9 protein-coding genes and 1 pseudogene are annotated in these 12,040 nt (G+C 64.7%); 7 read left to right on the top strand and 3 right to left on the bottom strand.

The window, feature by feature from the left end; translation table 11 throughout:
• The first annotated feature begins 5 nt into the window (after nt 1–5).
• The 6 genes from ACFWU9_RS12405 to ACFWU9_RS12380 all read left to right on the top strand — a co-directional run bounded on the left by ACFWU9_RS12405 (nt 6) and on the right by ACFWU9_RS12380 (nt 8,152).
• Entirely contained in the window at nt 6–1,694 is a 1,689-nt protein-coding gene (locus ACFWU9_RS12405; RefSeq protein WP_384317058.1) for a protein NO VEIN domain-containing protein, read from the top strand.
• Nucleotides 1,691–4,411, top strand: coding sequence for a DUF1156 domain-containing protein (locus tag ACFWU9_RS12400; protein WP_384317056.1), 2,721 nt, complete (start codon nt 1,691–1,693; stop codon nt 4,409–4,411). The genes ACFWU9_RS12405 and ACFWU9_RS12400 overlap by 4 nt, the downstream gene beginning before the upstream one ends.
• A 55-nt stretch (nt 4,412–4,466) precedes the next feature.
• Nucleotides 4,467–6,647: a DUF499 domain-containing protein gene (locus tag ACFWU9_RS12395; RefSeq protein WP_384317053.1), complete on the top strand. Its 2,181-nt coding sequence runs from the start codon at nt 4,467–4,469 to the stop codon at nt 6,645–6,647.
• Nucleotides 6,648–6,790: 143 nt separating this feature from the next.
• Entirely contained in the window at nt 6,791–7,150 is a 360-nt protein-coding gene (locus tag ACFWU9_RS12390; RefSeq protein WP_384317051.1) for a hypothetical protein, read from the top strand.
• Between the two features lie 42 nt (nt 7,151–7,192).
• Nucleotides 7,193–7,549, top strand: coding sequence for a hypothetical protein (locus tag ACFWU9_RS12385; RefSeq protein WP_384317048.1), 357 nt, complete (start codon nt 7,193–7,195; stop codon nt 7,547–7,549).
• A 78-nt stretch (nt 7,550–7,627) separates the two neighbouring features.
• Nucleotides 7,628–8,152, top strand: a complete 525-nt coding sequence (locus ACFWU9_RS12380) for a hypothetical protein (RefSeq protein WP_384317296.1) — start codon at nt 7,628–7,630, stop codon at nt 8,150–8,152.
• Here the strand turns inward: ACFWU9_RS12380 and ACFWU9_RS12375 are convergent.
• Nucleotides 8,085–8,633 carry a transposase gene (locus tag ACFWU9_RS12375; protein ID WP_384317046.1) on the bottom strand — a complete coding sequence of 183 codons (549 nt, stop codon included), beginning with the start codon at nt 8,631–8,633 and terminating at the stop codon, nt 8,085–8,087. The two genes, ACFWU9_RS12380 and ACFWU9_RS12375, sit on opposite strands and share 68 nt — an antisense overlap.
• Nucleotides 8,634–8,658: 25 nt before the next feature.
• Nucleotides 8,659–9,387 carry a hypothetical protein gene (locus tag ACFWU9_RS12370; RefSeq protein ID WP_384317043.1) on the bottom strand — a complete coding sequence of 243 codons (729 nt, stop codon included), beginning with the start codon at nt 9,385–9,387 and terminating at the stop codon, nt 8,659–8,661.
• Between the two features lie 252 nt (nt 9,388–9,639).
• On the opposite strand from ACFWU9_RS12370, the pseudogene ACFWU9_RS12365 reads away from it, so the two are divergent.
• A pseudogene (locus ACFWU9_RS12365) lies at nt 9,640–10,044 on the top strand (transposase); the annotation flags it as partial.
• A 914-nt stretch (nt 10,045–10,958) separates the two neighbouring features.
• Here ACFWU9_RS12365 and ACFWU9_RS12360 read toward each other — a convergent pair.
• On the bottom strand, nt 10,959–11,339 hold the full coding sequence (locus ACFWU9_RS12360; protein ID WP_384317041.1) for an endonuclease domain-containing protein: 381 nt from the start codon (nt 11,337–11,339) through the stop codon (nt 10,959–10,961).
• Between the last annotated feature and the right edge of the window lie 701 nt (nt 11,340–12,040).

Below are 12,040 nucleotides of genomic sequence, written 5' to 3'. Positions count from 1 at the left end.
CATTCATGCGCGGCGAGTTCCAGATCATCGTCACCACTGACGCTGGCAACGAGGGTATCGACCTGCAGGCTGCGCATGTGCTCGTGAACTACGACATCCCGTGGTCTTTGGTCCGCCTCGAACAGCGGATGGGACGCATTCATCGCGTCGGTCAGCAGCGCGACGTCTACCTCTACAACCTGGTCGCTACCGACACCCGGGAAGGTGAGACCCTGCTCCGCCTCCTGGACAACTTCGTTACGGCCGCGAACGAGCTGCACGGTCAGATGTTCGACAGCCTCTCAGCGGTTGCCGAAATCACCGGCGTCGACTACGACAAGTGGCTGTCGGACCTCTACGGCAACGACGAGCTGAAGAAGCAGCAGGCCATCGACGCCGCCCAGGCGGTCCAAGCGCAGGAACTCAGCCGAGCAGCACGGAAGGTACGGGACAACGAGCGCCGCCTGGCGAGCCAGGTGGACGCGGTGGCCGCTCTGACGCTGCTTCAGCGTGATTTGTTCGCACGCATCAACCCGGCCATCGTCGAGGCATACCTCGATCGGCTCGCGGCGGCCGGCGTGCTGAAGTCCGCTCCGACCGCGGCCGGGCCCGGGTTTCGGCGGCTCTCCTTAAGCGGCAAGGCCATCTTTCCGGCCACTCTGGGTGGACGGAACGAGGTTCACGTCGCCACCAGCGGGGACGTGGTGCGCGAAGCCTCGGAGAGCATCGACATCGGCGACACTGTCACCCTCGGCCCCGGTGAGCCCGGCTTCAGCGACCTGATCAACACAGCCGAGCACACCCTGGCCGAGGACCTGTACCAGTCCGGCGCCGCATCCGACCCCACCAGCCTCACCGCGTACGACTTGTACGCGTACGAGGCGACTATGACCGAGAGCAACGGCAAGCGCGCCAGCGTATGGGCAACCTTGATCAAGGTGGACGACAGCGGCAATGCCCGCCCGGTGCGATGGGAGTCCCTGGCCAACCTCGTGCCCACCAACCAGAGCGGCGGCTCACCGCATCCGGCCCGGGAGGGCCACGCGCTCACAGCGGCCCGCGAAGTGGCCGCCGCGACCGTTGCGGAGCATCGGAAGGTGCGCGCCGACTGGTTCGCCCAGGCCCGCCGTGACCTGACCAATTTGCCGCTGAGCCTGACCGACCGTATCTATGACCGCGCTGCCCGCCTTGGGCTGCGGCACCGGCTTCAGGACCAGACCGCTCTGCGACTCGAAGAGCTGGAGCGTCTCGCGGATGTGCAGTTGACCGAACCGAAGCAGGTGGGTCGAATCCGCGTCCTTGCCACCGCCGACATCAGCGTCCAGGCTGAGATCGACGCCGAGCTGGTCTCCATGCGGCGCGTGCAGCAGCTACTTGAGGACGACGGCTGGACCGTGGCCGATGTCCACACCGAGGGCCGCGGTTACGACCTAGAGGCCCGCCGCCACAGTCAGGTCCGCCATGTCGAGGTCAAGGGCGTGCTCGGTAGCGCGGCAAGTGACGGCATTCGGATGACCGGCAACGAAGTCCTCATCGCGACCCAGCACCGCAAGGAGTACTGGCTCTACGTCATCGACCAGTGCGCCGATGGCAAGGGCCGATTCTTCGGTGCCTACCAGGACCCCGCCACCCTCTTCGCGAACGTCATGACCGGGAACGCGGTGTTCCGTGTCCCCGGCAGCAGCCTCAAGAACGCGCCCGGGAGCAACGCATGACCCGAATGATTGAACGCTGGTTCCCCAGCGCCGAGGTATCGGCCAACAGCGACAAGGGCTGGGGCTCGGGCAACAGCGAGATCTCGCTGTTCATGTGGTTCGCAAAGCGACCCACCGCCCAGGCCAAGGCCGCCACCATCTGTTCACTGCTGCCGTGGCCAGACGATGCCGAAGAACGGACCCGGCTGCAGAACCTGGTCCGAGAGGCCATGAAGGGGCGCTATGCCGCATGGGGTGATCTTCTGACCGAGATCGCCAAGGCGAATCCTGAAGGCGCGGCAACGCTGGACCCCTTCTCAGGGCGGGGCATGATTCCCCTGGAGTCGGCGCGCCTGGGCGTCCAAGCATCCGCCGTCGACTACAGCCCAGTCGCAGCACTCGCTAGCCACCTGCTCACCTCCGCGCCGTTCGAGGACTGGAGCGGGGAACCCGAGCTTCCGTTCGGGAAAGCGCGGGACCACCTGCTGATGTCCCGCACGGATAGATTACTCGGCGACCTCGAATCACTGTTCGCGGAGATCCAAACCCGCCACGCGGCCTCGATGAGCGATGTCTACCCCCGACACAACGGAACCCTGCCGTGGGGCTACCTGTGGTCCGTAACCATCCCCTGTCAGGAATGCCACCATCGGTTCCCGCTCATCGGTTCCTACGAGCTGGTCCCAGCCCGTGGCGACAGAGAGGCCATATCGTTCTACATCGAGGCGGACAGAGCCTCAAGCACTTGGGAAGCGGTTGTAACCGCCGGAAAGCCCACTCGCACGCCAACGCTGACCAACGCTGTAGTGAACGGCAAGAAGGTTGCGGGGAAGAGTGCAATCTGCGTGTTCTGCAACCACGTTCACCCGCTTGCAGTGCACCGCCGACGGCTGCAAGAGGGGCAGAGCCGGGACGCCCTGGTCCTCGCTGCGGACATCGACGTCAAGAGCCAGAAGACCTTTCGCCGCCCCACGGGCGCAGAGCACGAGGCTGTCGCAGCGGCCGGGCGAGCACTGGCTGCGGAGGCAGCGTTCAGCCCGTTCCTGTCGGCCGTTCCAGACGAGGGCATCGCGCCAGGCAACAACAACATCATCGGCCCGAGTATCTACGGAGCGAAGACTTACGGCGACCTTATGGTCGACCGTCAGACTCTCTCCTATGTGCGACTCGCACGCATCATCAATGAGTTCGGTGAGGAGTTGACCGCAACCGGGCTCTCGCCGGATTACGTGCGGGCCCTGACTGGGTATGCGACCGCGGTCGTCGTGAAGAAGCTGCGGCGTTCCACCCGTGGTGCGCGGTTTCAGAGCAAGGGGGGTGCACAGGTCGGGGATCTTTTCGTCAACGAAGGGTCGATCACTTTCTCCCACGATTTCTTCGAGGCTGGTATCGGCGATGGCCCCGGAACGTGGAAGTCGATCTCGGACAACGTGCTGGCCGCCTGTCGCAATCTGTTCTCCGGCCTGTGCGGCACGTCGGCCTCTGTGCAGCGAGGAACCGCCACTGCTCTTGCCTTCCCACCCCGCACCTTCACCGCGGTCGTCACTGACCCGCCATACGACCAGATGATCGCGTACGCAGACGCTTCCGACCTTTTTTACACGTGGACTAAGCGGTGCCTGCACAACACCTGGCCGGAACTCGCCATCACAACCGACCCGTACGGCTGCCAGGACAAGAGCCAGGAGATCATCGTCAAGCGGGTTCGGGGCGAAGCCCCTGACGAACACCGCACCCGCGAGCACTACGACACCCTAATCACCGAAGCCTTCACTCAGATGCGGCAGGTCGTCCGGGATGACGGTGTCGTCACGATCGTCTTCGGCCACGGGGAACCCGAGGTGTGGCAGCGTCTGCTGCACTCGATCGATCGAGCCGACCTGGTGATGACCGGTTCATGGCCGGCCAATACCGAGTCCGGTGGGCAGCAGGGAAAGGCCAATATCGAGACAACTCTAACGATGGCCTGCCGCCCGGCCCCGACCGGCCGCCCCGCAGGGCGCAAGGGCGCAGTCGAGGCCGAGATCAAGACCGAGATCAAGCAGCGTTACCCGGACTGGGAGCGGTGGGGCTTGGCCCCGGCGGACATGTTGATGGCCGCTGCCGGACCAGCCATGGAGGTCGTCGGCCGCTACTGCGAGATCCTCAACGCCAAGGGCGAACCCGTCGACATCTATACGTTTCTTCCACTGGCGCGAGCTGCAGTCCAGGAGGCCATGGCCGTCGAGATTGACCACCAGCCGCTGGAGACCTTTGATGCTCGGACACGGTTCGCGTTGTGGTGGATCACTCTCTACAACCGACAGGTTCGGGCGAAGTCCGAACTGCGCTGGCAGGCTTTGGCTTCGTCGCTCGAACTGGTAGCGATACGCGACCTGGTTCCCGATGCCGACAAAGGTGTCCGGTTCGTCGCCTCCCGGGAATACAACGGCAAGATCAACGAAGATTCGGCCGTCATCGACATCGCCCTCGCGCTCGCAGCTGCTTCAGAGGAGGGCCTGCAGGCCATGGGCCAGGTGCTGGCGGCCACAGAGTACGCGGCTGACGACACCTTCTTGTGGGCCGCCGTCCAGTTCCTCGCAGATCGACTTCCCGTCAACGATCCAGACTCCATCCGGTTCACCCGGGTGTTGCGCAACCGGGCCAGCGTCGTCGGTGCCGCCGAGGCCATAGCAACGAGCAACCACGAAAAGACTCAGCACCAACTGATCGATGACGCCCAGTTGCGGCTCGTGTGATGACGACCAGTACCGCCGCCGTGATCCTCTTTTCCGCCCACCCAGGAGATCAGCTGTGACAACCAGCGTGACGCCGTGGTGGAGGGCACTCAAGCTCCGCCAGGAGATCCTCAGTGCCTCCGGGCAGATCGACGACGTGCAGATGTCGCTGTTCCGAGCCGTTCACGCCACGGGAGCCGACCGGCCGCCCTATGCCGACGCCGAGTACTACGGTGACATCACGCACCCGACCGAGCGGCTCATCGATCTGCTCACCGAAATCGCAGTCCGTATCGGTGGTGGCGACGACTACTTGAAAGCTCGAGCAGTCACCCGGCTCGACCAGGGCATGGGTGGAGGCAAGTCGCACGCGTGCATCGGCGCCTACCATCTGGCTGCCAATCCAGGGGCACTGCTGGGAACCGAGCTCGGTCAGAAGGTGAGCGAGCGCGCAAGGGCCAAGATGGGCGGCCCGATACGCGGCGACCTCGGGCGCCCGCATGTGGTCGTGCTGCCCTGCGACAACATGACCCCAGGGGCTGGGGTACAGGACCTCGATGGGCCTGCGGTCAACCTCTACGAACGCTTCCTGTGGCGCCTGTTCTCCAAGGACTACACCCTCTTCGAGCGATACCGGCGGATCTGGAGCGACAAGCACAAGGTCGCTGAGGCCATCAGCGCGGTGCACCGACCCGTGCTGATCATCGTCGACGAGGTGCTCGACTACATCGGCAACGGACTCGACGGCGCGAACCAGACCGACTTGGCGGCCCAGGACATGGCGTTCTTACGGGCGCTACTCGATGTTGTCAACGATGTCCCCCACGTTGCGATGCTGATGGTGATGATCGCCTCCGACATCGACAAGACCGCGCTTTCGCCCGCCGCCCAGGCCCGCCGCGACGATCTGAACAGCCAGCTCGACCGCAACGGTCTTCCGACCACGGTGACCGGCGTGGGTGACTTCGCCGACATCCTCCGCCGGCGACTGTTTGACGCCGAGCCCGCTGGTGAAGTTCTCGCTGCGACTGCTGCGCTCTACGAGAACGTACTGACGAACAAGACTTGGGGCAAGCAGGTCTGGGACCCGATGGGTGCCGTGTGGCGTCGCAACTGGCGTGCTGGGATGGCAGCTTGTTACCCGTTCCACCCCATGCTGATGAGCCTGGCGCAGGAGGAGTGGAGCAAGGTCACCGGGTTCCAACGGGTCCGTTCCACGATCCGCATCTTCGCCGCCACGGTCTATGCCCTGCAGCAGCGCGGCAGGACAGGCGAGTGGGTGCCAAGGCTCATAGGACCCGGGGACCTGCCTCTGTCGGACAGCACCGTCCGAGAGGCGCTCTTGGGCAGCGGCCTGGTGGAGGACGACCGCACCATCGCGAACTATCGGAGCCTGGCCGAGATCGAGGTCATCAACCACGACGGCTCGTCAGGCGCAGCGCGCCGCCAGGATCTCGAACGGCAGTCCAGCACTTGGGGCACGAAAAATCCACGCGCGGCTGAACGGGCGGCCACCTTCATCTTCCTGGCGAGTGTTGTCGGCACCCTGCGCCCGGGGCGGGGCCGCGGAGCCAGTGCTCCTGAGGTCAAGGCGGCCACCAGCGTGCCAGAGGCCACGTACACCGTCACCGACGCCGACGCTGTCGTCGATGAGCTGGTCAACCCGAACCAAGGCATGAGCGCGCTCGACATCACTCCCGGTCAGGGCAACAACAAGCCGGCCCGTTACTTCCTCTCCACCCGGCTCACCCACCGCATGCTGGTGAAGAATATCCGGCGCACCGTCACCGAGACCGAACGCGACCAGGTCATCGCCGACATCGCGAAGAGGCTGGCCAGCAGCGGCCCGTTCCGCGATCTGCAGTTCGTCCCGGCGGACCCCCAATGTAATCCCGCTGACGTCCTCGCCACGGCTGGCTTGGACACCGCCTACACCACCCGGCTCATCGTCCTCGACCCGGCGCAGTACAGCCTGCGCAACGGCATGGAGAAGCCAACCCTCGAGGCACTCACCGTCGCCATGGGGCTTGGGAAAGGTGCGCAGCAGCTCCCCGTCCAGTGGGCCAGCAGCGCGGTTTTCGACACTGGCCAGTTCAGTGCCAAGGCTCTCCTGCACAACCTGCGCGACCACGACTACGGCAAGACCCTCTCCGACATCCGAGCCGCCTTCTACAGCGCCCCACGATTGCCGCTGCTGTACGGCGGTGACGCGACCTTCAGCAGGCGATTTACGATGCTGTCAGCCAGAGCCTGCTGAGCATCGTCGACGGAGCGGGCACCGAGGTGGAGGTCACAGCACCCGGACAGGTCAACCTCGCGAGCACGGGCCTGCGCCTCGCCAAGCCACAACCCAAGACGTGCGCCGACTGCGACCAGCCGGTTCACGAAGGTCGATGCTCCTTGAGTGTCGACGACACAGTCTATGGCGGCTCGACGCGCAAGCCAGGCAGCCCAGGGATCGACACACCGAGCGGGCCCCGGGAGCAGAAGACCGATGGGTCCAGTCCGGATGAATCCCCGAAAAGCGAGCAGGTCAGGGACCGGCAGGTCGCCTTCTCGTTCACCAAGAACCTCCTGGCCAACGGCGATAGCGCCGACGGTTTCGCCGCACTCTTCAGGACGTTCTACATGGCCCTAGACGAAAGGCAGATCAGTTATCTGCAGGGCACGCTCCAGTTGGTCATACAGGCCGATGAGGCCGAGCAGATCCAGCAGCGCCTAGAAGAACTTGGCATAAGCGGGACGTTCAAGAACATCTGACGGGACAGCGCGCACGCCGGTGACGGCAACTTTCGTGTCTGGTTGTCCGTCAAGGCCATTCGCGACATCGGCTCCGGGCTCTTCCTGCTGATCGTGCTGCTCGGCAGCGGCACTCAACTGCACGGCTGGATGATGCTGGCCGGCTGGCTGATAGCGCTCCTCACGAAGCTCAGCGGCGGACCCGCCAAAGCGTATGACCGCCGCTGGCGCCGTGCTGCTGTCCTGAACGCGGACACCGACGCTCCCTCGCGAGGGCTTGTCCGCCGAGGGGAGCACTCCAATGCTCCCGTGGCATGCACCCCGGTAACGTCGAAACTCGTGAACATCAACCGACCAGGGATCTGGACGCCTCCCAAATCCCAGAAGTTAGAGGCCGTTCTCTTTCCGAATTTCGGGTGAGGTCTTCGCTGGGCAGGTGTGAAGTAGCTGCCGCGGGAGCCTGGGCTTGTTGCCGGGCGAGAGGTCGTGGCGGTGAAGATGCCGTCGATGTGGGCGGTTCTGGAAACGCGGCAGAAGGCCGCAGCCGCGCAGGTGAAGCAATTGGAAGTCGAGCTGAAACGTATGCGGGCGGCTCTGGCGGACGCCGAGGAGGTGCACCGGCGCCGGGTGATCGGCCTGGAGCAGTGCTTGGAGGCGCTGGCCGAGGGGGATGCACCCTCCGATGTGTCCGGTGAGGTGTCGCGGAGAAAGCCGGTCGGACCGCGCCGGGCGATGCCTCACCGGCAGCACGCGAGTGAGGTGAAGGAGCTGTCGCCGGACAATCAGACGTTGATGGCCGCCGCGGTCGATGCGGGAGACTGCGGGCTGGGTGCCCGGCGGGCGGCGGTGGTGCTGGGCTGGGACAGTGCGTCCGCCTCTCGCGTCGAAGGCGCGAGGGCACGGCTGAAGCGGCTGGTGGAACGGGGCCGGCTGGCCGAGGCGAAGCCGGGCAGGTTCACGCCGCCTCTTCCAGCCTCGGAGCAGGACGCTGCCGGTGCCGGGCGGCCAGGCGGCGGCTCATGAGCATTGTCATCGACCACAGGACGACGGCTTCGCTGGTGTCGGTGCGCCGCTCGTAGTCCCTGACCTGGCGCCGGCTGCGCAGGCACCAGGCGAAAGATCGTTCCACTATCCAGCGGCGGAGCAGGACCTGGAACCCTTGAGTGTCGTCGCTGCGGCGGACGACGTCGAGGACGACTCCGAGCTGCGTTGCGCTCCAGTCGACGAGGCGGCCGGTGTAGCCGCCGTCGGCCCAGGCCCGTGCCAGCCGCCCGAAGCGGTCCGCCGTCGTCGACAGCAGGATGCGGCCGGCGTCCCGGTCGGTGGTCGACGCCGGGGTGACCAGCACGGCCAGCAGCAGACCGAGCCTATCGGTGAGCAGGTGCCGCTTGCGTCCGTTGACCTTCTTCCCTGCGTCGAATCCCCGCGAAGTGAGGGCGACGGTGACGTCCGCCTTCACCGACTGCGAGTCGATGACCGCCGCACTCGGCTCGCCCGCGCACATTGACCGCCAGCCGCTCCGGTTTGCACTACTCGCTCACAGAGACCGCCCGGAGCAAGGAAAGGCAATCGTTTCCGAAGTCCGTCAGGACCCACATCTCGCGTGGATCGTCATCACTCATAGCCACTCTGCCAAGACCGTCGTCCCTGATGATTCCCTCTGCGGCGAGGCGAGCGATCGAGGCGTCCAGCACCTTGGCGAACCCAGGAAGTTCTGTGAGGATCTCCGGCTGCCTCCATCCGGGGAACCGCTCTTGGTACCAACCTTCCGGCGTCGGGTGTGTCTCCTTAGCGAGGACTTCAAGGAGCTTGACTTCGGGGGCCTCAATAGCTGCGAGGCCCCGCACGCGGAGGCGCTCTGCGTCGACTGTGGCCACGTCGCGCACCCCTCGTCCCAAGCACCTGCCGAGAGCAACGATCTTCTTTGCTAGCGGTGTCTCCATAGCGGCCTGAACAATCTCCGACATCAAAGCCAGCAGATCTGGGCTCGTCTCGATCGTCTGAACAAGCCGGTCTAGAGACCTCTGTGCCTCCTCTGAGCCTGCTTGGAGCGCTCGTGCCGCTCGTTCCTCGCGACGCACGCGTTCCCTCTCAATGAGCTGCAGGACCGGGGCATCGACATACTCCTTGAGGGCGCCAAGCGCTAAGCCAGCTATGGGGTTGAACATCCCGACTGTCGCGACGATCACACCGGTTGACGCCTTGACGCTGGCCTCAACCGACGCTCCTGCTTTCGTCTCACGTGCTTCGTGGCCCATGAGGATAATGCTAAGCAGCGGCAGCCTTCTCGACGAAGCTCGTGACGCATCGCAGCTGTTCAGCCCCTTCGGCCGCGCCATCTCTGGGCCGTCGAAGGGTGCTCAACGACAACCATCGACTGGGTAAGCCGCAGGTTACAGCGTTGATCGACTACGCGGCAGCAGGTCAGAGACCTGCCCCATCATTTCTTCGGTTGCTGGTCGCGCTCGCCAGCGCATGAGACTCCACCAACCTTGGCGTCAAGCTCTTCAATCACCGACGGCCACGGCGCCCCGTTCGCGGTCCTGCTGACCGGCGGCAACCGCAACGACGTCACCCAGCTGCTTCCGCTGCTTGACGCGGTTCCACCCGTCCGCGGCCGGGTCGGCCGCCCCCGCCGAAGGCCGGACTCTCTGTTCGCCGACCGCGGCTACGACCACGACATCTACTGCGATCAGGTCCGCGCCTGCGGCATCGTCCCCGCCATCGCATGCCGCGGCACCCCGCATGGCACCGGACTGGGCACCTACCGCTGGGTCGTGGACAGAAGCTTTGCGTGGCTGCACCGCTTCCGACGTGTGCGCATCCGATGGGAACGACGAGCTGACATCCGCGAAGCGCTCCTCAAACTCGCCTGCTGCCTCATCACCCACCGACAACTCGGCCCGTTGTGTTAGCCGTTGTAGACGATGTCCTATGTGGTGAGGCGGACGAGTCGTTTGTAGCATTGGCATCCGATCGAGAAGCGCCTGTGGGACTCCCTGAAGGATTCCGAGCAGGCTGACTTCTACCAGGTGGGCGACTGGCCCTGACCTCCCACCCTCTCTGAAGACGTCTCCCACTCACAAGAAGTTGGGGAAACGGTCGGGACAGATGCTTCAGACCATCTACTCCGCCTCTCAGCGACTCCTCGTCACCGAGGATGACCGACGTTGTGTGCGCATCGAACTACAGTCTGAGCCCGAGGAGCAGTCTGCGGCTGTCCTCGCCATCGCGAACTACAGGCAGGATCTCGGGCTGTCTTGAGCGCCCACGGCCTAGGGGCGGCCATGACGGCCGCCCCACAACAGCGGCTACTGCTGACGCTTACTTACGTGCGACGCTGCGGTCATGCCAGCGCTATAGGTGAAGGCGAGGACAGTACCGCCGGAAGCTACGGCGATGAGGGGGCTCTGGCCAAGAGCAACGGAGCCGATCCCCGCAACCAACCCAGTGATGATAGATACCAAAGCGACGACGACAACGTGATAGACGCGGTGGTCACAGGTAGAAGTGGTGGCAGACAAGTAGGGCCCTCCCGTACTCCGTCGGAGCGCCGTCACCTGAATGGGCAGGATGCAGCCTGCGCTGGATTCACGTCACAGCGTCGCCGCCCAGTGGGCGTCGCAACAGGAGAGCGCCGGCCAGGCGCGCCTATTGCTCTTCGATTGGAGCGCTGTAGCGGTTGGCCACCATCACCGATGCACCATGCCTTTCAAGGGTCTCGTCAACCACGTCCATGGTAGCCAACACTACTGACGTCCGCACGAGTTGGTTTAGCGCTTTCCGGGAGCCCAAGTGCTAGTCCGCAGCGACCCCTCGCTTACCTGAGTTAGGCCATATGGTCACGCACGATGTCCCCTAGTAGGAACTGGAGCCCTCCAGCAAGCCGAAGGCGACGGCCTGGCGGGTTGGTCAGGTAGTCGTTCATGCGGCCCCAGTTCCTACGATCAAGGGGAAGACGTTCGTACCAGGCGACACCCCGAGCGTTGCACCCGATGCACAGCAAGCCTCGGACGCATCCTCCACAGATGGACCATGCGGCGTCTGACGGAGCACAGCACTGGTGATCGTGATCAATGTGCCAGTACGAGGAGCTTGCGTCCTCCCTCTCCGGTTTCTTGCCGCACAAGGCGCAAACACCGCCCTGAAACTCCAGAATGGCCCTCACGTCGCCTGCTGTCGGGTTGTATCGGCGGCCTTGTCGGGCCATCTGACTACATCTGAGACAATGCCCCGAACGTCGGCCCTCTCCCCGGTGCTTGACGGAGGTGCCACACCCCTCGCAGTCCCGCAAGGTGTCGCGCGTCAAAGGGATTTCGTATGAACCTCGCATCCCCCGACGGTAGCGGGAAGCACTGACATCGCTGTGGTCATGGGAGTGCTGGCCCGGGCCCGGGATGTGCCGTCCAGCCGACGTAACGCCGAGGCGTCCCTGCCCCGCCGAGCATGACGCTGGGCGCGCCCTGCAGGCGGCGATGAACGTGGAGAAGTCCGTGGCCCCGGAGTTCTGGACGACGCTTGCACTGCGTTTGGCGGCGGTGAATTCGTGGTGGGGTTTTCGTCAGCCTGTTTGTGAGCGTAGGAACCTGCTGCGGCCTCGGTGGCGGCCTCCGCGTCGTCGGCTGTGCTGGTCGTTTGCGACTGGCTTCGCTTGGGACTCGGGGCTGTCCGGTTCGTCGCCGAGGAGGACGGACTGACATACGCGCTTGTGTAGTTTGCTGTTGCAGGAGCTGCATGCGAACATCGGGGCCTGGAGGCCCGCGACGCTTGCTGGCCCGATCCATAGGACGCGTGTCCAGCGCCAGCCTCAGTAGAGCCAGCCGATCCCGTCCACCCATGGGTTCTGGTCATCGGTCTGGGCGGGCGCGGGTAGACCTCCTCGCGCGAATTCAGCGATCCCAGGAATCACCA

The organism is Streptomyces sp. NPDC058653, from assembly GCF_042716895.1.
Classification (GTDB): Bacteria; Actinomycetota; Actinomycetes; order Streptomycetales; family Streptomycetaceae; genus Streptomyces.
The sequence above is the reverse complement of the archived record's forward strand: the minus strand, read 5'-3'. Positions and strand labels throughout refer to the sequence as shown.